The following is a 24164-nucleotide window of genomic DNA, read 5'->3' on the forward strand; positions in this document are numbered from 1 at the left end:
GGGGGGGGGGGGGGGGGCCCGGCTGGGGGTGGGGGTGTGGTTTTTTAAAAACAATAAATTTTTTTTTTTTTTTCGCATATAATTCTGTGTTTCAAAATCAACCGCAACCGCACCTTCCTGTCGCTCACGGAGGCTTCCATGTCCCACCCCCTCGCCCGTCACGCGAAGGGCGGATCGTCCGCCCCGCCCAGATCGAACGCCGTGGTCGGGGTACTGGCCTTCGCCGGGATCGTGGTCTCGCTGATGCAGACCCTGGTCATCCCGATCGTTCCGGAGCTGCCGAGATACCTGGACGCCTCCCCCTCGAACGCCGCCTGGGCGATCACCGCCACCCTGCTGGCCGCCGCCGTCGCCACTCCGGTCGTCGGCCGCCTCGGTGACATGTTCGGCAAGCGCCGCATGCTGCTCGTCAGCGTCGTACTGCTGGTGTCCGGCTCGGTCGTCTGCGCCCTGAGCGACTCGCTGGTCCCGATGATCGTCGGCCGGACGCTCCAGGGCCTGGCGGCGGCCGTCGTCCCGCTCGGCATCAGCATCATGCGGGACGTCCTGCCCGCCGAGCGGCTCGCCGGCTCCACCGCCCTGATGAGCGCATCCCTGGGCGTCGGCGGCGCCCTCGGTCTGCCCGCGGCCGCCTTCATCGCCGACCGCTACGACTGGCACATGCTGTTCTGGATCTCCGCCGCCCTCGGTGTCGTCGCCCTGGCGCTCCTGGTGCTGATCGTGCCCGAGTCGAAGGTCCGCACCGGCGGCAGCTTCGACCTGCTCGGCTCCCTCGGCCTGTCCGCCGCGCTGGTGACCCTGCTGCTGGCCGTCTCCAAGGGCGGCGACTGGGGCTGGACCAGCGGCACGACCCTGGGTCTGTTCGCCGCCGCGGTCCTGGTCTTCCTGCTGTGGGGACGGTACGAACTGCGCACCGCCCAGCCGCTGGTGGACCTGCGGACCACCGCCCGCCGGCAGGTGCTGTTCACCAACCTCGCCTCGGTCGCGCTCGGCTTCTCGATGTTCGCCATGTCGCTCGTCCTGCCGCAGGTCCTCCAGCTTCCCGAGCAGACCGGCTACGGGCTGGGCAGGTCCATGCTGGACGTCGGCCTGATCCTGGCCCCGCAGGGGCTGGTGATGATGGCCATGTCCGCCGTGTCCGCCGCCCTCACCAAGGCGAAGGGCCCCAAGGTCACCCTGATGATCGGCGCGGTCGTCGTGGCCGCCGGGTACGCACTGAGCATCGTGGTGATGTCCGAGGTCTGGCACATCGTCCTGGTCGCCTGTGTCATCGGCGGCGGTGTCGGCTTCGCCTACGGGGCCATGCCCGCCCTGATCATGAGCGCGGTGCCGGCCTCCGAGACGGCGGCGGCGAACAGCCTCAACGCCCTGATGCGCTCCATGGGAACGTCGTTCGCCAGTGCCCTCGCGGGCGTCATCCTGGCGCAGATGACGACCGGCTTCGGGGGGCACGCCCTGCCCTCCGAGAACGGCTTCAAGACGGTCATGGCCATCGGTGCCGGCGCGGCCCTCCTGGCCTTCTTCCTCGCCTCGTTCCTCCCGCGTTGGAAGGCCGCCTCCGAACCGGCCGAGCCGGCCGGAGCCGCCGCCGAACCGGCGGAGATCTCCGGAGCGCGCTCCTAGTGCGCACCCGCTGCGGCGCCCGCCCCTGGACGGCCGTGGTGTAGCCCGCTGCACCCCCGGTCCGGGAGCGCGCTCCCTCGTCGCGGCACGCGGCGGACGGGATCGTGGTGAGCGGGTCGGAAACGCCGACCCCCCTCCCTCCCCCGCATTCCACCCCGAGAGGTACCTCCATGTCCGCGCTCCTCGCCACCGTCAAGTCGTTCGTCGCCAACCTGCTGCTCTGGAGCTTCTTCACCGTCGGCCTCGGCGCCGCCCTGGGCGCCGGTGCCGTCCTCGACGGCACCCAGAAGGACGTGGCGACCATCGCCGGGTCCGCCGTCGCGCTCGTCACCGGTACACGCCTCGCGAAGAAGCCGAAGATCAAGGGCTTCCTGTCCAAGCCGGGCACGCTGTGGTTCCTGTTCCTGTTCAACGGCGGTGCGGCCGTGGCGATGTACTTCGCCCTGGACGGCGTGAAGGGAATCGCCGCCGCTGCCGCCATGGGGCTCGTGTCGCTCGGCGCGGCCGGCGGGATCGTCGCCAACCACCGCGACGCGGCCCACGCCTGAGACACCGCGACCTGCCGGCGAGTGACGTGAGTCACGTCAGCTCGAGGTCAGGGAGCTGACCGGAAGCTGTCAGCCCGCTCGGCTTCCATACCGATGCCCGAACTCCGCCCCTCCCCCACCCCCCATCACCGAGGAGACGTCATGTCCGATGCCCTGTCCTGCCCCGTCACCGGCGCCACCGGCCCGCTGCCCGAGTACCCGCTGCCGCGCGCGGCGGAGTGCCCGCTGGCTCCGGCCCCGGTCGCCCAGGAACTGCGGGACGAGAAGCCGATCACCAAGGTGCGGATCTGGAACGGCGGCACGCCCTGGCTGGTCACCCGCCACGCCGACCAGCGGGCCCTGCTGCCCGACTCCCGCGTCAGCGACGACGACCTCGACCCCGGCTTCCCGTACGTGAACGCCCACCGGGCCTCCATCGCTCCGATCTCACCCCGGCTCATCACCAACACGGACGCCCCCGAGCACACGCGGCTGCGGCGGACCGTCAACGGGCCGTTCGTGGTCAAGCGGATCGAGAAGATGCGGGAGCCGGTCCAGAAGATCGTCGACGACCTGATCGACCAGATGCTCGCCGGCCCCAACCCGGTCGATCTGCTCAAGGCGATCGCGCTGCCGGTGCCGTCCCTGGTCATCGCCGAACTGCTCGGAGTTCCGTACACGGACCACGACTTCTTCCAGCGCAGCAGCAGCCTGGTGCTGGACAGTTCGGTGTCGGCAGAGGAGGCCCGGAGGGTCAGCGGTGAGCTGGCCGCCTACCTGGACACCCTGATCACGCAGAAGACGGCCGACCCGGACGACGACGTGCTGTCGGAGATGGCGGGCCGCGTCCAGGCCGGCGAGATGACGCACACCGAGGCCGTCCACATGGGCGTCGCGATGCTGATCGCCGGTCACGAGACCACCGCGACGATGATCAGCCTCGGCACCCTCGCCCTGCTCCAGCACCCCGGCCAACTCGCCCTGCTGCGCGAGACCGACGACCCGAAACTGGTCGCGAACGCGGTGGACGAGGTGCTGCGCTATCTGTCCATCGTCCAGACCGGCGTACGCAGGGTCGCCAAGGACGACATCGAGATCGGTGACGTCGTCATCCGCAAGGGCGACGGCATCATCTTCGACCTGCACGCCGCGAACTGGGACCCGCAGGTCTTCCCCGAGGCCGAGCGGCTGGACATCACCCGCCCGGCCCGTATCCACCAGGCGTTCGGCTACGGCCCCCACCAGTGCCTGGGCCAGAACCTGGCCCGTCTGGAGCTCCAGGTCGTCTACGGCACCCTCTACCGCCGCATCCCGACCCTGCGCCTGGACGCTGCCGTCGAGGACCTGGAGTTCGACCACACCGGCACCACCTACGGCGTGCACAGCCTGCCCGTGGCCTGGTGACCCCTCCCCCCACTCAGATCCCCCCACTCAGAAAGAACCGAGGTGACAACGATGCGTGTGGAACTGGACGTACCGAAGTGCGTGGCGTCGGGGCAGTGCGTGATGGCCGCTCCTGACGTGTTCGACCAGCGGGACGACGACGGTGTCGCGATCCTGCTGGAGGAGCGGCCCGGCGAGGCGCTGCGCGGCGAGGTGGAGGAGGCCGTGGCGATCTGCCCGGCCGCCGCGATCCGGCTGGTGGAGTCGTGAGGCGCGTCGTGGTCGTCGGCGCCTCGGCCGCCGGGCTCGCGGCGGCGGAGACGCTGCGCCGGGCGGGCTACGACGGCACGCTCACCCTCGTCGGTGACGAGCCGCGCGCCCCGTACGACCGTCCCCCGCTGTCCAAGCAGATCCTCTCCGGCGAGTGGCCGGTCGAACGCCTGACGCTGCGTCCGCGAGCCGACCTCGACGCCCTCGGCCTCGACCTGCGGCTGGGAGCTGCGGCGACCGGGCTGGACATGACGGACCGTACGGTGTGTCTGGCCGACGGGGAGCAAGTGCCCTACGACGGGCTGGTCGTGGCCACCGGGGTGCGGCCGCGGCGGCTGCCCGGTGACGGCGGCGCCCACGTGCTGCGCACCCTGGACGACGCCCTGGCGCTGCGCGAGCGACTGGAGCCGGGCTGCCGGCTGGTCGTGGTGGGCGCCGGGTTCCTCGGCGCCGAGGCCGCCGCGGTGGCCTGGGGGCTTGGCGCCCGGGTGACCCTGCTGGAACCGGCTCCCGTGCCGCTGGCGCACGCCGTCGGCACCGAGGTCGGGCAGGTGCTCTCGCAGGCCCATCTCGACCACGGCGTGGAGCTGCGCACCGGCGTCACCGTCGCCGAGGTGACCGACGGGGGCGTACGGCTCGCGGACGGCGAACTGGTCGAGGCCGACGAGGTGCTGGTCGCCATCGGCTCGCTGCCCAACACCGAGTGGCTGGCGGACAGCGGGCTCCCGGTCGGCGACGGTGTGCTCTGCGACGCGTACTGCGCGGCCGCGCCGGGGGTGTACGCGGCCGGTGACGTGGCCCGCTGGGACAACCCGCTGTTCGGGACGTCGATGCGGATCGAGCACCGTACGAACGCCGCCGAGCAGGGCATGGCCGCCGCCCGCAACCTGCTCGCCGCGCCGGACGCGCGCAGGCCGTTCGCGCCGGTGCCGTACTTCTGGTCCGACCAGTACGACATGAAGATCCAGGCGTACGGCTATCTGCGCGGACACGACGAAGTCGCCGTGGTGGACGGGGACTTGGCCGAGCGCAGGTTCGTGGCCGCCTATCGCACGGGCGAGCGGCTGACCGGCGCCCTGGCGGTCGGCATGCCGCCCAAGGCCGTCCGCGGCTGGCGGCAGGCCATCGCGGGCGGGACGGCCTGGAGTGACGCCGTACCGGCCGCCGGCACCGAGGCGGCCTGACCCCGCCTGCCCCGAGAGCACCCCACCCCGGGCGGGAGCGGACCCGTGCCGCTCCCGCCCTTTTCAGCAAGGAGATCGCAGATGCAGAACCGTACGGACGACCCGCGCGACGTGGTCGTCGTCACCGGAGCGGGCGGGATGGGAACGGCGGTCGCACGCCGACTGGGCAGCGGACGGACGCTGATACTCGCCGACCACTCGCGTGAGCGGCTCGATCAGGTCGTGGCGGAGCTGAGCGCCGAGGGATACGCGGCGCAGGGCGTGCCGACCGACGTCTCCGACCGTGCCTCGGTCGAGGAGCTCGCCCGGACAGCGGCGGAGCAGGGGCGGATCAGCGCGGTGGTGCACACCGCCGGGGTCGCCGCCGCGACGGCCTCGGTCCGCAGGATCCTCGACGTGGATCTGCTCGGCACGGTGTATGTGATCGAGGCGTTCGAGAAGGTGGCCGTCAGAGGCACCTCGCTCGTCTGTGTCGCCAGTCTGGCCGGGCACATGGCCTCGATCAGCACCGAGGACGAGGCCGCCCTGGCGACGGCTCCCGCCGAGGAGCTGCTCGGTCTTGACGCCGTCACAGGCCTCGGCGACGACGCGACCGCCGCCTACATCCTCGCCAAACGTGCCAACCACGTCCGCGTGCAGGCCGCCGCCCTCGCCTGGAACCGGCTCGGCGCCCGCGTCAACACCCTCAGCCCCGGTGTCGTCGCCACCGCCATGGCGAAGGCGGAGGCCGACTCGGACGCCGACGGACACATGCTCAGGATGCTCGACGCGTGCGGCGCCGGCCGGCCGGGCACGCCCGGCGAGATCGCCGACGCCGTGGCCTTCCTCACCGGCCCCGAGGCGCGCTACATCACCGGCACCGATCTGCTCGTCGACGGCGGGCAGGCGGCCTGGATCCACCGGCACATGCGGCGCCCCGGATGACGGTGGCCGCACCGGCCCGTCCGGTCACCGGCCCGGCCCGCACGGGCGGGGCGTTGTGGCAGGCCGGGCGGGCCACGCTCCAACTGTTCGCCGCCGCGCTGCTGGCCTTCGGCCTGTACCTGTTCATCACCGTGCTGCTGATCACGGCGATCGCCACGGTCTCCGTCGTCGGGGCGTGGCTGCTGCCCGAGACGGTGCTGCTGATCCGCCGCATCGCCGGGGCGAAACGCGCCCTGGTGGCCGCCTGGACGGGCCGGGAGATCCCCGAGGCGTACGAGCCGGTCACCGGTCCGTTGCGGGAGCGGCTGCGGATCGCGGTCCGGGACCCCGGCACCCTGACCGACCTGCGCTGGATGGCGGCCTCCTATGTCTACGGGGCCATGTTCTTCCTGGCAGTGCCCCTGTGGCCGCCGGCGCTGGTCGTCGACGGCGTGCGGTGCGGGCTGGCGCGCCGTGAGGCGCTCGTCCTGCCGCTGATCACCCGTCTCGCCGATGTGGAGGCCGGCTGGTCGGAGACCCTGCTCAAGCCCTCGCCCAGGGCGCGGCTGGCCGCCCGGGTCGAGGAGCTGGCCGCCACCCGGACGGACGCGATCGCGGCGCACGGGGCCGAACTGCGCCGTATCGAGCGGGATCTGCACGACGGGGCGCAGGCCCGGCTGGTGGCACTGTCCATGCGGATCGGGCTGGCGGTACGCGCCTACGACCGTGACCCGCAGGCCGCGCACCGGTTGCTGGCCGATGCGCAGGACCAGGCCGAGGAGGCGCTGACCGAACTGCGGCACGTGGTCCGCGGCATCCATCCGCCGATCCTCACCGACCGGGGTCTGGCCGGTGCGGTGCGGGCGCTGGCCGCGGTCAGCGGGCTCGCGGTGACCGTGCGGGTGGACGGTCTGGAGGCCGAGGGGGTCCGGGCCCCGGCCGCGGTCGAGGCGGCCACCTACTTCGCCGTGGCGGAGGCGCTCACCAACACCGCCAAGCACAGCGGCGCCGACCGGGCGTCGGTCGTCCTGGAACGCCCGCGCACCGGGCTGCGCGCCGTCGTCCGGGACGAGGGCGTGGGGGGCGCGGACGAGTCCGGTGGCGGTTCCGGGCTGCTGGGCATCCGCCGCCGTGTCGCCGCCCTGGACGGGACCGTGACCGTGACCAGCCCCGTCGGGGGGCCGACCGTGATCGAAGTGGAGCTGCCGTGCGTGTGGTGATCGCCGAGGACAACGCCCTGCTCAGAGAAGGGCTCGTGCTGTTGCTGACCTCGGCCGGGCACGAGGTGGCGGCCGTCGCCGGCACCGGCCCCGAGGTCCTCCCGGCCCTGCTGGAACACCGTCCGGACGCGGCCGTGCTCGACGTCCGGATGCCGCCGGGCTTCCGGGACGAGGGCCTGCGCGCCGCGCTGGAGGCCCGCGAGAGCATTCCCGGGCTGCCCGTGCTGGTCCTCTCGCAGTACGTGGAGGAGTCGTACGCCGCCGAGTTGCTGGGCGGCGGGGCGAGCGGGGTCGGCTACCTGCTCAAGGACCGGGTGGGCCGGGTGGACGAGTTCCTGGAGGCGCTGGACCGGGTCGCGGGCGGTGGTACGGCCCTGGACCCGGAGGTGGTCACCGAGTTGCTCACCCGGCGCCGCGACTCGCCCCTGGACTCGCTGACGCCGCGCGAGCGCGAGGTGCTGAAGCTGATGGCCGAGGGCCACGACAACACCACCATCGCGCGGACCCTCGTGGTCACCGAACGCGCCGTCAGCAAGCACATCGGCAATGTCTTCCTGAAACTCGGCCTCCCGCCCAGCGACAGCGGTCACCGCAGGGTGCTCGCCGTGCTGGCCCATCTGAACGGCCGGTGAGTCAGCGCGGGGTCGCGGCGGGCCGGGCCAGACGCTCGCTGATGACGCCGATCACGTCCGGCGCGTGGTCGATGAGGAAGAAGTGCCCGCCGGGGTAGCGCTTCATCTCGAAGTCGCCTTCGGTGTGGGCGCTCCAGGCGCGTACCTCGTCGTGGCTCGCCTTGGGGTCCTCGTCCCCGGTCAGAGCGGTGAGGGGGCTGCGGAGCCGGTGGTCCGACGCCCACACGTAGGTCTCCACCGCGCGGTAGTCGTTGCGGAGGGCCGGCAGGATCATGCGCATCAGCTCCTCGTCTCCGAAGATCCGCTGGTCGGTGCCGCTGAGCCCGCGCAGTTCGGCGATGATCCCGGCGTCGTCCCGCCGGTGCACCCGCTCGTCGCGGTGGCACGACGGTGCGCGGCGCCCCGAGACGAAGACCCGCTCGGCGAATCGCCCGGCCCGCTCCAGCCGTACGGCGACCTCGAAGGCCAGGGTCGCTCCCATGCTGTGCCCGAACAGGGCGAAGGGGCGGTCCACCGTGCGCGTCACGGCCCGGCTGACATGGTCCGCGAGACCGTCGATGGTGTCGATCATGGGCTCGTTGTGCCGGTCCTGGCGGCCCGGGTACTGGACGGAGAGCACCTCGACCCCGGGGTTCAACGCCTGGGCCACCGGCCGGAAGAAGGACGCCGAACCGCCCGCGTGGGGCAGGCAGACCAGTTGTACGGGGGCGTCGGGGCTCGGGAAGAAGCGTCGTATCCACGGATCGGTGGCGGTCATGGGGCCTTCCTGTTCTCATGCTCGGAACGACTTCTCATGCTCGGAACGACATGCTCGTACCGATTGCCAAGATAGACGGACCGACCGGCCAGGAGGGATCGCATGACGAACCACCCCACCCGCACGGAACGTGTCGAACTGACGCCGGCCGCCGAGGAACTGCTGCGGCGGCTGACCGGGACGCACGGGCCGGTGATGTTCCACCAGTCCGGCGGCTGCTGCGACGGCAGCGCCCCGATGTGCTACCCGCGCGGCGAGTTCCGCGTCGGTGCCTCGGACGTCCTGCTGGGGCAGGTCGCCGGGGACACCCCGTTCTGGATGAGCTCGGACCAGTACACCTACTGGTCGCACACGCATCTCACCGTGGACGTCGTTCCCGGCCGCGGCAGCGGCTTCTCCCTGGAGGCCCCGGAGGGCGTCCGCTTCCTGATCCGCTCCCGGCTGCTCACCGACGAGGAGCTGCGGCACATCGAGGCGGAGCCACCGCTGCCGAACGGGGCGGACGAGCCGGGCCGGGCCTGAACGGCTCGGTGCGAACGTCGCCGTAGGGTGGGCGCATGTACACGACGCGGGTGTCCGGCCATGTCGACGCGCCGCGTCCGGCCGTCTACCGGGCGCTGGTGAGCGCGGAGGCGATCGCTCGCTGGCGGGTACCGGCCGGAATGAGCAGCGAGGTGCACGAGTTCGACGCGCGCGAGGGCGGCAGGTTCCGTGTCTCGCTGACGTACGACGCGCCGGACGCCACCGGGAAGTCGGCCGCGCACACGGACACGTACCACGGCCACTTCGCGCGCCTCGTGCCGGACGAGCAGGTGGTCGAGGTGCTCGAATTCGAGACGGCCGACCCCGCGCTGGGCGGCACCATGACGATGACGACGACGCTCACCGACGCCGAGGACGGCGGCACCGACGTCCTCTTGGTCCACGAGGGCATCCCAGACGCCATCCCCGCCGCCCACAACGAGACGGGCACCCGCATGGCCTTGGCCGGCCTGGCCCGGTTCGTGGAATCCGGCCGGGGCGCCTAGGCCGTCTCCTGTTCGTACACCCCCGGCCCCAGAAAAGGGGAACCCCATGCCCGCTTATGTGATCGTCACCGTCGACGTGCTCGACGAGGAGGCCGGCCTCGCCTACGCCTCCGTGGCCCAGAAGTCCATCCGCGTCCACGGAGGCCGTTACCTGGTCGCGGGCCCCACGCCCGAGCCCGTCGAAGGCACCTGGGACTCCCCCCGGATCGTGGTCATCGAGTTTCCCGACATGGACCGGATTCGGCAGTGGTACGACTCCCCCGATTACCGGCGGGCCAGGGAGATACGACAGGGCAAGGTTCGGGTGGGGATGCTGTTCGTCGAGGGCGCGCCGCCTGAGGGGTTCTCCGTCCCGGCCTAGCCGTCACCGTCGGACACGTATCTCGCCCAGGTCCCAGAACAGGCCCGCCATGACGCCCAGCCCCTCTCGGGCCACCGCTCCCAGCAGGTGTTCGTCGGGGGCGTGCTGGGAGCAGGACGGGTGGGAGTGCGGGATCCAGACGGTCGGCAGGCCGAGGATGTCCGCGAAGGCGTCGTTGGGGAGCGTGCCGCCGAGGTTGGGCAGGACGGCCGGTTCCTTGCCCGTGGTGTGCCGCAGGGAGTCCACGGCCCAGCCGACCCAGGGGTCGTCCGGGCTGAGGCGGGTCGCGGGGACGGCTTGGAGCACCTCGACGTCGACCATGGACAGGCCGTGGGCGTCGAGGTGGTCGCGGACGATGCGTTCGAGGTCACGCCACGGGGTGCCGACGACGAAGCGGAGCTGGACGTCCGCGTGGGCGGTGCCGGGGATGGCCCCGACGGGCTTGGCGGGGTCGCCTGCGGCCAGGGTGAGGACCTCCAGCGTGTTCCAGCCGAAGACGCGTTCGGCCGGGGTGAGACCCGGCTCGCCCCAGTCGGTGTCCACGTCCGGGTCGTCGTCCCCGCCGCCCACGGTGAGGTCCGCCAGGGCGGCGGCGACGGGCCCGGGCAGCGCCGGTGGTCGCAGGCCGTCCACGAGGATGCGGCCCCGGGCATCGACCAGGGTCGCCAATGCACCGGCGAGCACCGTGGCGGGATTGCGCAGGGCACCGCCCCAGTTGCCCGAGTGGTGGGCGCCTTCGCGCAGGGCCACACGCAGGCGAAAGTTGGCGGCTCCCCGCGAGCCGAGGAACAGGGTCGGGCGGCCGGCCGCGAGCCGCGGCCCGTCGGAGGCGATCAGCAGGTCGGCGGCCAGGTCGTCCTTCAGCCGGCGGCACATCTCGTGCAGGCCCGGTGAGCCGGACTCCTCCCCGGTCTCGACGAGCACCTTCAGATTGAAGCCCAGTCGGCCTCCGCGAGCCGCCAGGACCTGTTCGAGCGCGGCCAGGTTGACGGTGTGCTGGCCCTTGTTGTCGGCGGTGCCGCGCCCGTAGAGGCGGTCGCCCTCGACGACGAGTTCCCAGGGGGACAAGCCGGTGCGCCACCGGTCGTCCTGGCCGGGGACGACATCGCCGTGGCCGTAGACCAGGACGGTGGGCAGGTCGTCGGCCTCGTGCCGGTGGGCGAGCAGGAACGGTCCCGCGCCCGGCACCGGGTTGTCGACGATCCGTACGGTCGCGCCCAGGCGGCTCACGGCGGGGGTGAGTTCGTCGGTCAGGTAGGTGCGCAGCGGGCCCGTGCCGTCGGGCGGCGGGCTCTGCGTCGGGAACGCGACCCGGCGCCGCAGGTCGGCGAGGAACTCCCCCGAGTCGTAGTAGGCCTCGGCCAGGCCGATGGCGGTCTCACGTGTCGTCATGTGCTGTACTCCCACTGGTCGGTGTCCCCTTCGGGCCTCGGCATGCGGTCCCGCCCCTGGTCCGCCGGTCCGGGCGCGTTCGCCAGGCGGCCGTCCTCCCGGTCGAGCCAGTGCCGCCGCAGCGCCCGGAGCACGACGGAGACATCGAACGAGAGCACCCCGGGAAGGCCCGCCACATCGCGGGTGAGGAACGCGGCGAGGCCCGCCTCGTCGCGGAAGACGCCCTGGTGGACGACGGAGAAGGGGCCCGCGTTGGTCGACACGTAGCGGGCGGAGGGGTGCCGGGCGAGCGTCCGGGCCGCCTCGCCCACCCCGCCGGGTGACACGGTCAGGGCGACCACCGCCTCCAGGGCGTAGCCGAGCAGTCCGGGCTCGATCTCCACGCGGGGGCGGATCAGTTCGCGCTGGAGCAGCGACTGGGTGACGCGGTAGGCGGTGGACTGGCCGATGCCGAGCTCCCGGGACACCTGGGCGGCGGTCATGCGGCCGTCGGCGGCGAGCAGCCGCAGCGTGCGCAGTTCGTCGCCGGCGAGGCGGGCGGGCCGGTCGGTGCCGTCCGGTGCGGCGTCGCCGTCCTGGGCCGCGTACTCGGCGAGCAGCCGGTGCTGGTCCGCCGTCAGCCGGGGCAGCCGCCAGGAGTCGGACTTGGTGTCGGCGCGCAGGACGAGTGCGGTGCGGGTGGAGTGCACGCCGGGGAGTGCGGCGACGCGCCGGGTGAGCAGGTCGTGGGTCTCGGTGCGGCGGGTGGGCTGGACGACGCAGTAGACGTCCGCCTGCCCCGCGGTGACCGCGACATGGGCCGCCTCGGGCAGTGCGACGAGCCGCCGGGCGACGTCGTCGGTCCGTCCCGGCGCCGCGGTCACCCACACATGCCAGGGCGTGCCCTCGCCGGACACCGACAGGTCGACCTGGCCGATCACCCGCAGCAGCCGGTTCGACTCCAGCCGGGCCAGCCGCCGTCCCACGGTGCTCGCCGACACGCCCAGCGCCTGGGCGAGGAGGCTGAGCGGGGCGCGCGGCGCACGCTGGAGCGCGGCGACCAGATCGAGGTCGTCTTCGTCCAGGGCGTTCTCCACGGGGTCCATCAGTGCCCATCCCTTCATGGAACGAATCCGTCAACCAGCGGCTTCACGCGACCGATACGACCACAACAACCTTTTCACTTGCATGATTTCGTCACGGCATCGTCAATAGGGATGTGACCACCGCCACTTCACCCCCACCGCCCGACGCTCCTTCGAAGCAGCTCTCCCGGCTGCTCGCCGTCCTCGGACGCATCGAACGCCTCGGCAACAAACTCCCCCACCCCTTCTGGCTGTTCGGCGTACTGAGCGTCGTACTGGCCCTGGTCAGCTGGCTCCTGTCGGCGACCGGCGCCTCCGCGCTCAATCCCGCCACCGGCAAGACGGTGGGGGTGCGTAGCCTCGTCTCGGGCGAGGGGCTGCGGATGATGATCTCCGACGCGGTGACCAACTACGCCACGTTCCCGCCGCTCGGCACGATCCTGGTGGTCATGCTGGGCGTGGCCGTCGCCGACCGGTCGGGGCTGCTGCCGGCGATGCTGCGGGCGGCCGTCGCGCGGGTCCCGGCCCGCTGGCTGACGTTCACGCTGGCCTTCACGGCGATGGTCGCGCATGTCGCGTCCGACGCGGCCTATGTGGTGCTGGTGCCGCTGGGCGCGATGGCGTTCCGGGCGGTGGGGCGCAGCCCGATGCTGGGTGCCGTGGTGGCGTTCGTGTCGGTGGCCGCCGGCTATGACGCGAGTCCGCTGGTCACGCCGACGGACGCGGTGCTGTCCGGGCTCACGACGGCCGCCGCGCACACGGTCGACCCGTCGTACGTGGTCAACCCGCTGTCCAACTACTTCTTCTCCCTGGTCTCGTCCGTCGTCCTGGCCCTCGTGATCACTGTCGTCACGGAGAAGGTCATCGCGCGGCGGGTGGCGGCGATGCCGGAGGAGCCGGAGCCGGAGGACGTCCCCGAGGGCGCGGGCGAGGTCTCCGGCGGGCTGACCCTGCGCCCGGAGGAGCGCACGGGCCTGCGCAACGCCGGTCTGGTGCTGCTGGCGTACGCGGCGCTGGTCGTGGCGGCGATGGTCCCGGCCGGGTCGCCGCTGCGCGGTGAGGGCGGCAGCATCGTGGAGTCGCCGGTGCTCACCGGCATCGCGGTCGTCCTGGCGGTGGCGTTCCTGATCGTGGGCGCCGTGTACGGGTGGACGGTGGGGACGGTACGGAAGGGCCGGGACATCCCCGACCAGATGGCGAAGGGCCTGCGCGAGATGGCGCCGATCCTGGTGCTGTTCTTCGCCATCTCCCAGTTCCTGGCGTACTTCAAGTGGACCGGTGTCGGCGAGGTCCTGGCGATCCGGGGCGCCGGCCTGCTGAAGTCGGCCGGCATCACGGGACCGGTCGCGTTCCTCGGCGTCCTGCTCATCTGCACGGTGATCAATCTGCTGGTCACCAGCGGATCCGCCCAATGGGCCCTGGTCTCCCCGGTGTTCGTCCCGATGTTCATGCTGCTCGACATCCCGCCCGAGGTGACCCAGGCGGTGTACCGCATCGCGGACTCGTGCACCAACGCGGCGACCCCGATGAGCGCCTACTTCGTCATGACTCTGAGCGTCGTACAGCGCTACCGGCGCTCGGCCGGCATCGGCACGCTGCTGTCGCTGACCCTGCCGCTGTGCCTGGTCATGCTGGTGGCCTGGACTCTGCTGTTCTACGCCTGGTGGGCGCTGGGCATTCCGCTGGGCCCGGGCGTCCCCGTCCGCTGACCGCCGTGACGCATCGCCGTACGTACGACAAGGAGCGCGCATGTCCCTGACCCGTGTCGAGTCGCTGGCCCGGGCCGCCCTGCCGGAGATCACCGGTGATCTGCGGACGCTGGTCGAGCTGGAGACACCCAGCGACGACAAGGAGTTGCTGACCACCGGGCTCGCCGCCGTCGAGGCCTGGACGCATCACCGGCTCGGCCCGCCGGGCGAGTCCCGGCGCCATGACGGCGGCGCCCACGGCGACATGCTGGAGCTGCTCTACCGGGGCACGTCGCCCGGGGTGGTGCTGGTCCTGTGCCACTACGACACGGTGTGGCCGGCCGGCACCCTCGCCGAGTGGCCCTTCCGGGTGAGCGAGGACGGCCGGGCCACGGGGCCGGGCGTCTTCGACATGAAGTGCGGTCTGGTGCAGGCGGTGTGGGCGCTGCGCCTGCTGCGGGAGCTGGACCTGCCGCGCCCGTCGGTACGGCTGCTGTTCAACGGCGACGAGGAGATCGGCAGCCCCGCCTCCCGGCCGGTGATCGAGCGGCTGGGCGAGGACGCGACGGCCACGCTGGTGTGCGAGGCCTCGGCCGGGCCGGAGGGCGCGCTCAAGACGGCCCGCAAGGGGGTCGGCCTGTTCGACGTGACGGTGGAGGGCGTGGAGGCGCACGCGGGCCTCGACCCGTACAAGGGCGCCAGCGCCGTGCACGCGCTCGCCGAACTGGTCACCCGTGTCGCCGGGCTGGGCTCGCGGGAGCGCGGGACGACGGTCAACGTCGGGCTGATCAGCGGCGGCACGGGGCGCAACGTCATCGCCGGCCGGGCGGGCTGCGGCATCGACGTACGGATCGCCGACCCTGCCGAAGGGGCCCGCGTCGACGCCGCATTGGCCGCTCTCGCCCCCTCCGATTCCCGGGTACGGGTCTCGGTCACCGGCGAATGGAACCGCCCCCCGATGGTGCCGACGCCCGCCTCACACCTCCTGTTCGAGCAGGCACACGCGGCAGCGGCGGAACTGGGGTGGGCCCTGCGGGAGACCGCCGTCGGCGGAGCGAGCGACGGCAACTTCGTCTCCGCGCTGGGCCGTCCCGTCCTCGACGGTCTGGGAGCGGTGGGCGACGGTGCCCACGCCCGGCACGAGCACGTTCTGCTGGACCATGTCCCGCCGCGCACCGCGCTGTTGGTGGGGATTCTCATGGCGAGGGCCGTATAGCCGCGACGGCCCACCAGCCATGGTCTCCATGTTCATGCCAGGCATGCCACACGACTGCCGTGGCCTTCAGGAGCACAGGCGAAACACGGATTTCTTCCTGCACAGAAAAGCATTAACAAACTGAATGCATGCAGTAATCGTGATTCGCCCGACGCCCCTCCGTGCTTCCGTGCGCCCCTATGGAGAAAGGATTCGGCGAGCCGTCGGCAGATTTCACTGGGCAGGACTGAGGCGAGCGTCAAATCGGTGCAACCGCACCACAATCCCGTGTGCCGACTGAGGCAGGTGGTATTCGATGAGCGGCTCCGTTCCCGGATCGGCCCGAAATTGGACAGTGGGCACTGCTCCAGGCATATTCCCATTCCTGGGCCACGGTATCGACTTGGTCCGTCGGCCGCTGGCTTTTCTGGAATCTCTGTCCGCGCACGGGGATCTGGTCGAAATACGCCTGGGTCCGCAGCGTGCCTGGATGGCCTGTCACCCGGATCTCGTCCACCAGGTACTCGGGGACCCGGAGACGTTCGACAAGGGCGGCCCGCTCTACGACCGGCTGCGGACCTTACTGGGGGACGGCGTCGGCACCTGCCGCCATCAGGATCACCGGCGTCAGCGCAGGCTGCTCCAACCCGGCTTCCGCAAGGCCCGTGTCGCCGACCAGGTACAACTGATGGGCGAGGAAGTGGAGTCGGTGTGCCGCGCGTGGCGGGGCGGGCAGACGATCGATATCAGCGCGACCATGATGGACCTGTCGACACGTGTGATCAGCCGCGTCCTCTTCTCCGACTCGCTCGACGCCGCGACGGCCGACGAGATGCGCGGGTGCCTGGCCACCGTGGTCCGCGGCATGTTCGTCCGGACGGTGATGCCGGTCGACGCCCTGTTCCGTGTTCCCACTCCGGCGAACCGGCGCTACCGGCACGCTTCCGACCGCCTGCGCGCGATCGTCGACGCGGCGGTCGCCGAGCGCCGGCGAGGCGCTGCCCGGGACGACCGGGACGACCTGCTGGGGACTCTGCTGGCGGCCGCGCGCGGGGACGACGGAGGGACGGCGATCACCGATCAGGAAGTGCACGGCCAGGTGATCACGCTGATGTTCGCGGGCGCCGAGAGCACCGCCCTGTGCCTCTCCTCGGCCTTGGACCTCGTGGGGCGGCATCCCGAGGAGGAACGCCGTCTGCACTCCGAGGTCGACGCCGTGCTCGCTTCAGGACGGCCGCCCGGCCCCGACGAACTGCCGCGCCTCGTCCACACGCGGTCCGTCCTCACCGAGACCCTGCGCCACCGCCCGCCCGGCTGGCTCTTCACCCGCGTCGCCACGAAGGACACGGAGCTCGCCGGGCACCCGCTCCCGCGGGGCGCCACGGTCGTGTTCAGCCCGTACCTCCTGCACCACGACCCCGCTCTGTTCCCCGACCCCGACCGCTTCCTCCCCGGCCGCTGGCTGCCCGGGCAGTCCGTCGCGGTCCGCCCCGGAGCGATGATCCCGTTCGGAGCGGGCCGCCGGAAATGCATCGGAGAGACACTCGCCATGACGGAGGCCATGGTCGCCGTCGCGTTCATCACCCGCCACTGGCGACTGCGTCATCTGCCCGGCCACGAGGAACGGCTGCGCCCCGCCGCGTCGTTGGGGCCGAGGAGCCTGGTCATGACCTGCGAACCGCGAACCACGAGGCCGGTGGGCACACCGCCCCGGGCGGGTTCCCGCGCACCCCGGACAGCCGTCGCACCCGTCGTCCACAACTCCCGAACGGCAGGTGGCAACGATGTCCACGACGCATGAGGAAATAGCGCCCGCCGCGCAGGACCGAATGCGGGCGGTCAATCTGCGGGAACTGATCGACGCGAACCTCTACATGCCATTCCCCTTCGAGCGCAATCCCCACGCGTCCGAAGCGTCGGCCGGCGTCGACATCTGGCTGAGCGCATGGGGGCTGACCGATGACCCGGCCGTGGCGGCCATGATCTCCTACACGCGTCCCGCCGAACTCGCGGCCTACAACAGCCCGGACATGGATTCAGGGCTCCTCCAGATCGTCGCCAACCAGATCGCCTACCAGTTCGTCTTCGACGACCGGGCGGAGGACATCGGCCGGCGCTCGCCCGGACTGCTGCTGCCCATGCTGAGCGAGAGCGTCGCGATCCTGCGGGACGGCCGGCCGCCCACCACCCCGCTCGGGGCGGCCCTGGCCGACCTGTATCGACAGGTCCGGGAGCGGTGCACACCCGACCAGGCCGCACGATGGGCCTGGAACAGCCGTGAGTACGTGCACGGCCTCCTGTACGAAGCGGTGGCCCAGGCCCATTCCGACCCGGTGGGCAGCGGGCTGTGCCGGTCCATACGTTCCCTCATCGCCGGCGTCGAGCCGTTCTACCCGCTGTGCGAGGCCGCGCAGCGGCACGAACTGACCCCGCAGGAGATCCACCACCCCGTCATGCGACGCCTGAGCCGGTTGTCGGCCGACGCGGCGGTGTGGATACCCGACCTCTTCTCCGCGGTGAAGGAACAGCGCGCGGGCGGCATGATCAACCTGGCCCTCGCCTACCAGCGGACCCACCGGTGCTCCCTGCCGGTGGCCGTCACGCTGGCCGTACGGCACATCAACCGCACGATCCGCGAGTTCGAGGAGCTCTACGGTGAGATCAGGCCGGAGTTGAGCCCGTCCGGCGTCGGCTATGTGGAGGGCATGGCCGGCTGGATCCGCGGCTGCTACTTCTGGTCCCGTACCGTGCCGCGGTACGCCGACACGATGGCGGCACCCGCAGGGCTCTGACCGTCCGCCCGGCCGGCCGCCGCCCCACAGGACTCCCGAAAGGGGCGGAAACGGACCACGCTACCCCGAAAGGTGGGCACTCAAAGCGCTCCTGCGGGAAATTCACTCTCCCTGTCTACCTCCTGTTACGACCCGGCCAAACGGCCTGTATCGGGGCGTACGCTCGCCCCGTCCGGCGGGGAGCTACGACAGGAAGCGGTAGACCACATGGCCCATGGGCTGCGGCAACCGATCACCGAACACCGGCCTCTCCTCGAACGCGACGAGGAGCTCCAAGCCATCGATCGCGCACTGGCGGGGCTCCGGGACTCCGTCGACGGCGTGCCCCGGGTACCGCGCGGCGGGCTGCTCGCCTTCACGGGTGAGGCCGGGCTGGGCAAGACGACACTGATCGCGGCGGCGCGCGCCCGCGCCGCCGCACAGGGGTTCACGGTGTTCTCGGGCAAGGGCGGCGAGAACGAGCAGGGACTGGCGTTCCGCGTCGTCCGCCAGGTCATGCAGCCCGTCCTGGCCGGAATGAGCGGGCCGGAGCGCCGGGATTTCCTGGGCAGTTGGTACGACATCGTCGGCGCCGCGCTCGGTCTCGAGGCGACGGACACCGCTCGGATGCCGGACCCGACCGGAGTGCGCGACGGCCTCGACTGGGTCATGACGCGCCTGACGATGCTGAATTCGCCTATCGTTCTGCTCCTGGACGACCTGCACTGGGCCGATACCGAATCCCTCGACTGGCTCGCCTCCTTCGCGCCCCGGGTAGCGGACCTCCCGCTCCTGGTGGTCGTCGGCTACCGGCCGGACGAACTCCCGTCCGACGCGACCTCGTTCCGCACGCTCGTCGAACGCCATGAGCAGCGCCCGCACGTGCTGTCTCCGCTCGGCGAGGCCGGTGTGGCGCGGATCATCAGGGAGGAGGTGGGCGAGGAAGCCGAGGACGAGTTCTGCGGCGAGTGCTGGACGGTCACCAACGGAAGCCCCTTCGAGGCCGTCGAACTGGCCATCAGGCTCCGCGAGCGGCGGGTGCGGGGAACCCAGGACGAGGTGCCCGTGATGCGGGACCTCGCCACGGCGGTCAAGGGGCCCGGCCTGATCGAGCGCCTCAGGCGGCTCGGCCCGAGCACGGTCCGCTTCGCGTGGGCCGGCGCCGTCCTGGGCGGGCCCTTCTCAGCGGAGGCTGCCGCCGACCTCGCGGTGGTCGGCAGCGTGGAGGCCCTCGAAGCGACCGAGAAGCTGCGCGCCTGCCGCATCCTCAGGGACGCCGACGAGGCCGCGGGCGCGCTGGAGTTCGTCCATCCGCTGATCGCCACGACGGTCTACCGCGACATCCCCTCGAGCCTGCGCGTCGGCATGCACGACGCGGCCGCCAACGCCGCCCAGACGGTCGAGTCCGACCCCATGGCCGCCGCCCGTCACCTGCTGGAGGTGCCCTGCGACGGCCGGCCCGAGACGGTCGCGTGCCTGCGCGCCGCCGCGCGTGAGTACCTCCGTGCCGGTGCCCCGGAGGCCGCCCGGCGCGTGCTGACCCGGGCGTTGCGGGAACCGCCCCCTGCCGAGGACCGCGCCGCCCTGCTCCACGAACTGGCCTCCTCGACCTTCCTGATCGAGCCCACGGCCACGGTGAGCCATCTCCGGGAGGCGCTGAAGGAGCCCGGAATCGACCCCGACCTGCGCGCCTCCATCGTCTACCTGCTGACGCAGGCGCTGGCCCACACCGACCGGCTGACCGAGGCCGCGACCGTGGCCGCCGACGAGGCGCGGCGCGCCACCAACGCGCGCGTCAGACTGCGCATGCAGGCGGATCACTTCGTATGGAGCGCCTTTCGCGCCGACGAGTCCGACTCGTCCGCGCGCTCGCGCCGGCTGGCGCGGCTGGCCGGCAAGCTGACCGGCCGGGGCCTGGAGGAGCGCTACATCCTCGGTCTGCGGGCGTGGGACGCCCTCGTGCGCGGCGAGCCGCGGCGGAGCGCCCTCGGGTTCGCGGAGGAGGCCCTGAGCGGAGGGATGAGCTGGACCGACGAGAACCGCGGCTTCGAGGTGCCCGCCGCGGTCGCCCTGCTGTTCATGTACTGCGACCAGCCGCGGCGGGCCGAGGAACTGTTCGCCGAGGGGATGGCCGAGTGCGAGCACAGGGGGTGGCGCGGTTCCCATCTGGCGCAGGGCCAGACGCTTCTGGGCTATATCCGCTACCGCCGTGGCAGCCTCCCCGAGGCCGAGGAACTCGTCCGGGCCGGGCTGCACACCGCGGAGCGCGTCGAAGGAGCGGTGCCCGCCCAGTGGTTCGCCATCGGCATTCTCATCCAGATCCTGCTGGCCCGCGGGCGGACCACCGACGCGCGCCGGCTCGCCGACACGTACCACTACGGCGACGTGGTCCCCAACGCCGTCATCTTCCCCGATCCCCGCACGGTGTACGCCGAACTGCTCCTGGCGGAGGGGCGACTCGCCGAGGCGGCGCGCCTGTTGTCCCGGGTCGGGGACTGGCTGGAGGGGCGGGACTGGCACAACCCGTCGTGGTGCCCCTGGCAACTGGGGCTGGCCTCGGCGCTCGCCCGCACCGCTCCCGACCAGGCGGTGCTGCACGCCCAGGACGCCGCCAAGCGAGCCCGGGACTTCGGTGCGGCGTCCGCGATCGGCCAGGCGCTGCGGGTCCAGGCGGAGGTGACGGGCGGGCAGGCGGCGCTCGATCTGCACACGCAGGCCGTCGATCATCTGGAGCGGTCGCCCGCGGCGTACGAACTGGCCCGTGCCCTGGTGGGTCATGGCGCCGCGCTGGTCCGCAGCGGCCGGCTGCACGATGCCGCCGACCGGCTCTACCAGGGACTGGAGGGGGCGGTGCACTGCGGTGCCGACGGTCTGGCCACCCGGGCCAGGCGGGAGCTCTCCGCCGCGGGACTGCGCCCGCTGCCCCTGCGCTACGCGCAGACGGACATGCTGACGGGCCCGGAACGCCGGGCCGCCGAGAAGACGGCCCAGGGCCACCCGGCGCCGGAGGTGGCGAAGGACCTGCGGATCACCGAGCAGGGGGTACGGCAGCTCCTGTCCTCCGTGTACCGCAAGCTCGGCACGGACACGGCGGGCCTCGCCGACGCACTGGAGAACTGCCGCCGGCCCGGGGGCTAGCGAGCCGGGGGGCGGGTCTCACATCGGGCCTGGGCCCGCCCCGCCCTTGAGGCGTTCCAGGTCGGAGGGGCGGACCTGGATGACGACGAGGGCGATCACCGCGGCGATGACGGTGAAGATCGCCGCCATGATGAAGGCTGCCGAGACGCCGGCGGTGAGGATCTCGTCGGACCAGGGCTTGGGCGGTTGCCCGGTCTGTTCGAACCGCAGCCGCTCGGCCGGGGTCGCCTGCCTGAGGAAGTCCGGGATCTGTTTCTCCGCCTCGTTGGTGCTGGCCGTGCCGTACATCGTGACCAGGATGGACAGGCCGAGCGAGCCGCCGACCTGCTGGGTGGCGTTGAGGAGTCCGGACGCCGCGCCGGTCTCCGGTGTTGCCACGTTGGACAGCGCCATGAGGGTCAGCGACACGAACTCCATGCCCATGCCCAGGCTGAAGACGAGCATCGGGCCGAGGACGCTGCCCGCGTAGGTGGAGTGCACGTCGGTCAGGGTGAGCCAGGCGAGGCCTGCGGCCGCCAGGATCGCGCCCACCACCATGAACGGTTTGGGCCCGTAGACGGGCAGGAACCGCGAGGCCAGTCCGGCGCCGACGGCGATGACCGCGCTGACCGGCAGGAAGGCCAGTCCGGCCGCCAGCGGGCTGAAGCCCAGCACGTTCTGCACGAAGAGCGTCAGGAAGAAGAACATGCCGAAGATCGCGGCGGCGAGGCACAGCATGATGCCGTAGGTGCCCGCACGATTGCGGTCGGCGAACATGTGCAGGGGCGTGATGGGCTGTCTGGAGCGCCGCTCGATGAGGATGAAGGCCGCCAGGACGATGACCGCCCCGGCGAACGAGCCCAGCGTGAGCGGGTCCCGCCAGCCTTCCTGCGCGGCTCGGATGAACCCGTAGACGAGCAGCACCATGCCCGCGGTGGAGGTGAGCGCGCCGGCGATGTCGAAGCGTCCGGGGTGGCGTTCGGACTCCCGGATGTAGCGGGGCGTGGCGAGCACGATGAGCAGCCCGATGGGCACGTTGACGAACAGCACCCACCGCCAGTTCAGCCACTCCACGAGCATGCCGCCGGCGAGCAGGCCGATCGCGCCGCCGCCGGCCGAGACCGCGGCGAAGACGCCGAAGGCGCGGTTGCGTTCGGGCCCTTCGCGGAAGGTGGTGCTGATCAGGGCGAGGGACGTCGGGGAGGCGATGGCGCCGCCGACGCCCTGGAGGGCGCGTGCGCCGAGGAGTTGGCCGGAGTTCTGGGCGAACCCGCCGAGCAGGGAGGCGAGCACGAAGAGCAGCACGCCGAAGATGAAGACGCGCCGCCGGCCCAGGATGTCGCCGGCCCGGCCGCCGAGCAGCAGCAGGCCGCCGAAGGTGAGGGTGTAGGCGTTGACCACCCAGGACAGGCTGGTGGTGGAGAAGTCCAGCGAACTCTGGATGTGCGGCAGCGCGATGTTCACGATGGTGATGTCGAGGACCACCATCAACTGGCACGAGGCGATGACGAGCAGTGCCATCGTGCTTCCGCCACCACCGGATTCCCTGGTGGTGGTCGCCTGTGGTGAAGCCGGCTGCGGGCTGCTGCCTGCGGTGTCCACCGTTCGACGGTACGCCCGCCTCCTGGACCTCACCACTCGATCACCGTCAGCCCCTGCGGTTGCCCTTCGGTGACAGCAGTTGCTCGCGCAGGACGGTCAGTTGGTGCGACGTGTCCACGGCCCGTTCCTCGTCCAGGGTGGTCAGGGCCAGCAGCAGGACATCGGCGACGACCAGCGCGGTGAGCGCCTCCGAGGTGATGCCGGTCGGGGTGTGGGGCGCGGTGAGGACGGCGTCGACGCGGTCGCCGAACTCCTCGCCCAACTCGTCCGTGACGAGCACGACGCGTGCCCCGACCGCGCGGGCCCGCTCGACGAGCACGGTCAGCTCGGTGAGGGCGCGTCCGGGCTGGAAGATCACCACGGCGTCGCCCTGGCGCAGGCCGAGCAGATGGTCGGCGAGGGCGAAGCCGGTCGCGTCGAGGAACCGGGAGCGGCGGCCGATACGGCCGAGCGCGAGCGCCAGGTGCCGGGCGGCCGCTTCGGAGGCGGCGATGCCGAAGCAGTGGACCTCCCCGGCGTCCGCCAGTGCCGCGACCGCCGCCCGCAGCGACTCCTGGTCGGTCAGCCGCCGGGTCTGCTCGATCCGCTCCTGGGCCTCGTCGAGGACATCGCCCCAGATGCCGTCCAGGTCCCGCCCGACGTGGGCGATGCGCTGCTTCAGTCGCACCTCGGGCGCGACGGCCGCGGTGAAGCCGGTGGCCAGCTCGCGCTTGAGGGCGGGGAGTCCCCCGTAGCCGAGGCGCTGCAGGGCACGGACGACGGTGGCGTTGCTGGTGCCGCTGGCCGTGCCCAGTTCCTGGGCGCTGGCGAACAGCAGCTGTTCCACGGGGGCGCTCGCCAGGTACTGGGCGACCGCGCGCTCGGAGGCGGACAGGGCCTCCCAGTGGTCGCGCACGGCAGCGCGGAGGCGGGCCACGCCCTCTCCCAGATCTCCGGGCTCTGAAATCTCCGTTACAGGCATTGACTTCCTCGTGTCGGCCGTTACTCTCCTGGGCAACGCATTCCAAGAGGAGCGGTTTTCGTAATCGACGTTACAGCACGTCGGTGCGGCGGACAGCCCTCCACTGCGAGGAGAACAATGGCACCCCCTGCGTCCCCGTCCCTCCCTCTCGTCGAGATCTCCGGCACCCCGGCCGAGCGCGGCCGCCAGTACGGCGAGGCCGTCCGCGACCGGCTGCACACCGCGCTCGCCTACTATGAGGAGGCCTTCGGCCACTCCGCCGGTCTGACCTGGGAGCAGGTCACCGCCCGCGCCGCCCGCTGGCAGGAGCCGGTCGCCTCCTACGCCCCGCACCTGCTGGAGGAGATGCGCGGCACCGCCGAGGGCGCCGGGGTCTCTCTGCTCGACGTGCTCGCCCTCAACGCACGCGGCGAGGTGCTCTACGACCAGTCGTTCGCGGACATGGAAGCGGACTCGGGCATCGACGCCACTGTCGTCGAGGAGGAG

At 71.8% G+C, this 24164-nt stretch carries 21 protein-coding genes and 1 pseudogene; 17 read left to right on the plus strand and 5 right to left on the minus strand.

The window, feature by feature from the left end; all coding sequences use genetic code 11:
• Positions 1-138: 138 nt before the first annotated feature.
• The 8 genes from ACFTZL_RS15150 (at position 139) to ACFTZL_RS15185 (ending at position 7742) form a co-directional block, all read left to right on the plus strand.
• On the plus strand, positions 139-1623 hold the full coding sequence (locus ACFTZL_RS15150) for an MFS transporter (RefSeq protein WP_382581756.1): 1485 nt from the start codon (positions 139-141) through the stop codon (positions 1621-1623).
• A 170-nt stretch (positions 1624-1793) separates the two neighbouring features.
• Positions 1794-2171 carry a hypothetical protein gene (locus ACFTZL_RS15155; protein ID WP_382581759.1) on the plus strand — a complete coding sequence of 126 codons (378 nt, stop codon included), beginning with the start codon at positions 1794-1796 and terminating at the stop codon, positions 2169-2171.
• Positions 2172-2312: 141 nt separating this feature from the next.
• Positions 2313-3554, plus strand: a complete 1242-nt coding sequence (locus ACFTZL_RS15160; protein WP_382581762.1) for a cytochrome P450 — start codon at positions 2313-2315, stop codon at positions 3552-3554.
• Positions 3555-3605: 51 nt separating this feature from the next.
• Positions 3606-3803: a ferredoxin gene (locus ACFTZL_RS15165; RefSeq protein ID WP_382581765.1), complete on the plus strand. Its 198-nt coding sequence runs from the start codon at positions 3606-3608 to the stop codon at positions 3801-3803.
• On the plus strand, positions 3800-4987 hold the full coding sequence (locus ACFTZL_RS15170) for an NAD(P)/FAD-dependent oxidoreductase (RefSeq protein WP_382581768.1): 1188 nt from the start codon (positions 3800-3802) through the stop codon (positions 4985-4987). The genes ACFTZL_RS15165 and ACFTZL_RS15170 overlap by 4 nt, the downstream gene beginning before the upstream one ends.
• A gap of 81 nt (positions 4988-5068) precedes the next feature.
• A complete protein-coding gene (locus ACFTZL_RS15175; RefSeq protein ID WP_382581771.1) occupies positions 5069-5911 on the plus strand; it encodes an SDR family oxidoreductase in 843 nt (280 codons plus the stop codon).
• Positions 5908-7110 carry a histidine kinase gene (locus tag ACFTZL_RS15180; RefSeq protein WP_382581774.1) on the plus strand — a complete coding sequence of 401 codons (1203 nt, stop codon included), beginning with the start codon at positions 5908-5910 and terminating at the stop codon, positions 7108-7110. The genes ACFTZL_RS15175 and ACFTZL_RS15180 overlap by 4 nt, the downstream gene beginning before the upstream one ends.
• Positions 7098-7742, plus strand: coding sequence for a LuxR C-terminal-related transcriptional regulator (locus tag ACFTZL_RS15185; protein WP_382581777.1), 645 nt, complete (start codon positions 7098-7100; stop codon positions 7740-7742). Before ACFTZL_RS15180 ends, ACFTZL_RS15185 begins: the two co-directional genes overlap by 13 nt.
• Position 7743: 1 nt before the next feature.
• On the opposite strand, the gene ACFTZL_RS15190 is transcribed toward ACFTZL_RS15185, so the two are convergent.
• Positions 7744-8499, minus strand: coding sequence for a thioesterase II family protein (locus ACFTZL_RS15190; RefSeq protein WP_382581780.1), 756 nt, complete (start codon positions 8497-8499; stop codon positions 7744-7746).
• A gap of 102 nt (positions 8500-8601) precedes the next feature.
• Between ACFTZL_RS15190 and ACFTZL_RS15195 the strand changes: the two genes are divergently transcribed.
• The 3 genes from ACFTZL_RS15195 to ACFTZL_RS15205 are packed head-to-tail and all read left to right on the plus strand — an operon-like array spanning position 8602 to position 9888.
• Positions 8602-9021, plus strand: a complete 420-nt coding sequence (locus ACFTZL_RS15195) for a DUF779 domain-containing protein (protein WP_382581783.1) — start codon at positions 8602-8604, stop codon at positions 9019-9021.
• A 35-nt stretch (positions 9022-9056) separates the two neighbouring features.
• Complete coding sequence (locus ACFTZL_RS15200; RefSeq protein WP_382581786.1) at positions 9057-9527, plus strand: SRPBCC domain-containing protein; 471 nt, start codon at positions 9057-9059, stop codon at positions 9525-9527.
• 46 nt (positions 9528-9573) lie between these two features.
• Positions 9574-9888 (plus strand): DUF1330 domain-containing protein, encoded by a 315-nt coding sequence (locus tag ACFTZL_RS15205; RefSeq protein ID WP_382581789.1) that lies wholly within the window; start codon positions 9574-9576, stop codon positions 9886-9888.
• Between the two features lie 3 nt (positions 9889-9891).
• On the opposite strand, the gene ACFTZL_RS15210 is transcribed toward ACFTZL_RS15205, so the two are convergent.
• Both ACFTZL_RS15210 and ACFTZL_RS15215 read right to left on the minus strand, forming a co-directional pair.
• Entirely contained in the window at positions 9892-11280 is a 1389-nt protein-coding gene (locus ACFTZL_RS15210; protein ID WP_382581791.1) for a M20 family metallopeptidase, read from the minus strand.
• Positions 11277-12383 (minus strand): Lrp/AsnC family transcriptional regulator, encoded by a 1107-nt coding sequence (locus tag ACFTZL_RS15215; RefSeq protein ID WP_382581794.1) that lies wholly within the window; start codon positions 12381-12383, stop codon positions 11277-11279. Before ACFTZL_RS15215 ends, ACFTZL_RS15210 begins: the two co-directional genes overlap by 4 nt.
• Before the next feature lie 95 nt (positions 12384-12478).
• Here ACFTZL_RS15215 and ACFTZL_RS15220 point away from each other — a divergent pair, with 95 nt between their 5' ends.
• The 5 genes from ACFTZL_RS15220 to ACFTZL_RS15240 all read left to right on the plus strand — a co-directional run bounded on the left by ACFTZL_RS15220 (position 12479) and on the right by ACFTZL_RS15240 (position 21136).
• Positions 12479-14053 carry an AbgT family transporter gene (locus tag ACFTZL_RS15220; RefSeq protein WP_382581797.1) on the plus strand — a complete coding sequence of 525 codons (1575 nt, stop codon included), beginning with the start codon at positions 12479-12481 and terminating at the stop codon, positions 14051-14053.
• A gap of 40 nt (positions 14054-14093) precedes the next feature.
• The gene (locus ACFTZL_RS15225) at positions 14094-15248 is read left to right on the plus strand and encodes a M20 family metallopeptidase (RefSeq protein WP_382581800.1); all 1155 of its coding nucleotides are present in this window, start codon (positions 14094-14096) and stop codon (positions 15246-15248) included.
• A gap of 295 nt (positions 15249-15543) precedes the next feature.
• A complete protein-coding gene (locus ACFTZL_RS15230) occupies positions 15544-17028 on the plus strand; it encodes a cytochrome P450 (protein ID WP_382581803.1) in 1485 nt (494 codons plus the stop codon).
• Entirely contained in the window at positions 17012-18019 is a 1008-nt protein-coding gene (locus ACFTZL_RS15235) for a (-)-alpha-amorphene synthase (protein WP_382581805.1), read from the plus strand. Before ACFTZL_RS15230 ends, ACFTZL_RS15235 begins: the two co-directional genes overlap by 17 nt.
• Before the next feature lie 207 nt (positions 18020-18226).
• Positions 18227-21136, plus strand: a complete 2910-nt coding sequence (locus ACFTZL_RS15240; protein ID WP_382581808.1) for an AAA family ATPase — start codon at positions 18227-18229, stop codon at positions 21134-21136.
• An 18-nt stretch (positions 21137-21154) separates the two neighbouring features.
• Here the strand turns inward: ACFTZL_RS15240 and ACFTZL_RS15245 are convergent, their stop codons facing one another.
• Together ACFTZL_RS15245 and ACFTZL_RS15250 are read right to left on the minus strand one after the other, a co-directional pair.
• Positions 21155-22636, minus strand: a complete 1482-nt coding sequence (locus tag ACFTZL_RS15245) for an MFS transporter (protein ID WP_382581813.1) — start codon at positions 22634-22636, stop codon at positions 21155-21157.
• Between the two features lie 127 nt (positions 22637-22763).
• A complete protein-coding gene (locus ACFTZL_RS15250; RefSeq protein WP_382581811.1) occupies positions 22764-23678 on the minus strand; it encodes a MurR/RpiR family transcriptional regulator in 915 nt (304 codons plus the stop codon).
• A gap of 117 nt (positions 23679-23795) precedes the next feature.
• Here ACFTZL_RS15250 and ACFTZL_RS15255 point away from each other — a divergent pair.
• A pseudogene (locus ACFTZL_RS15255) lies at positions 23796-24164 on the plus strand (acyl-coenzyme A--6-aminopenicillanic-acid-acyltransferase form); the annotation flags it as partial.

Origin of the sequence: Streptomyces sp. NPDC056948 (assembly GCF_042674225.1) — a bacterium.
GTDB lineage: Bacteria > Actinomycetota > Actinomycetes > Streptomycetales > Streptomycetaceae > Streptomyces > Streptomyces purpurascens.

Excerpts from the sequence above, each read along its gene's own strand:
- ACFTZL_RS15150 (WP_382581756.1), top strand. The coding sequence starts at position 139 with ATGTCCCACCCCCTCGCCCGTCACGCGAAGGGCGGATCGTCCGCCCCG.
- ACFTZL_RS15155 (WP_382581759.1), top strand. The coding sequence starts at position 1,794 with ATGTCCGCGCTCCTCGCCACCGTCAAGTCGTTCGTCGCCAACCTGCTG.
- ACFTZL_RS15160 (WP_382581762.1), top strand. The coding sequence starts at position 2,313 with ATGTCCGATGCCCTGTCCTGCCCCGTCACCGGCGCCACCGGCCCGCTG.
- ACFTZL_RS15165 (WP_382581765.1), top strand. The coding sequence starts at position 3,606 with ATGCGTGTGGAACTGGACGTACCGAAGTGCGTGGCGTCGGGGCAGTGC.
- ACFTZL_RS15175 (WP_382581771.1), top strand. The coding sequence starts at position 5,069 with ATGCAGAACCGTACGGACGACCCGCGCGACGTGGTCGTCGTCACCGGA.
- ACFTZL_RS15180 (WP_382581774.1), top strand. The coding sequence starts at position 5,908 with ATGACGGTGGCCGCACCGGCCCGTCCGGTCACCGGCCCGGCCCGCACG.
- ACFTZL_RS15190 (WP_382581780.1), bottom strand. The coding sequence starts at position 8,499 with ATGACCGCCACCGATCCGTGGATACGACGCTTCTTCCCGAGCCCCGAC.
- ACFTZL_RS15195 (WP_382581783.1), top strand. The coding sequence starts at position 8,602 with ATGACGAACCACCCCACCCGCACGGAACGTGTCGAACTGACGCCGGCC.
- ACFTZL_RS15200 (WP_382581786.1), top strand. The coding sequence starts at position 9,057 with ATGTACACGACGCGGGTGTCCGGCCATGTCGACGCGCCGCGTCCGGCC.
- ACFTZL_RS15205 (WP_382581789.1), top strand. The coding sequence starts at position 9,574 with ATGCCCGCTTATGTGATCGTCACCGTCGACGTGCTCGACGAGGAGGCC.
- ACFTZL_RS15210 (WP_382581791.1), bottom strand. The coding sequence starts at position 11,280 with ATGACGACACGTGAGACCGCCATCGGCCTGGCCGAGGCCTACTACGAC.
- ACFTZL_RS15215 (WP_382581794.1), bottom strand. The coding sequence starts at position 12,383 with ATGAAGGGATGGGCACTGATGGACCCCGTGGAGAACGCCCTGGACGAA.
- ACFTZL_RS15225 (WP_382581800.1), top strand. The coding sequence starts at position 14,094 with ATGTCCCTGACCCGTGTCGAGTCGCTGGCCCGGGCCGCCCTGCCGGAG.
- ACFTZL_RS15230 (WP_382581803.1), top strand. The coding sequence starts at position 15,544 with ATGAGCGGCTCCGTTCCCGGATCGGCCCGAAATTGGACAGTGGGCACT.
- ACFTZL_RS15235 (WP_382581805.1), top strand. The coding sequence starts at position 17,012 with ATGTCCACGACGCATGAGGAAATAGCGCCCGCCGCGCAGGACCGAATG.
- ACFTZL_RS15240 (WP_382581808.1), top strand. The coding sequence starts at position 18,227 with ATGGCCCATGGGCTGCGGCAACCGATCACCGAACACCGGCCTCTCCTC.
- ACFTZL_RS15245 (WP_382581813.1), bottom strand. The coding sequence starts at position 22,636 with ATGGCACTGCTCGTCATCGCCTCGTGCCAGTTGATGGTGGTCCTCGAC.
- ACFTZL_RS15250 (WP_382581811.1), bottom strand. The coding sequence starts at position 23,678 with ATGCCTGTAACGGAGATTTCAGAGCCCGGAGATCTGGGAGAGGGCGTG.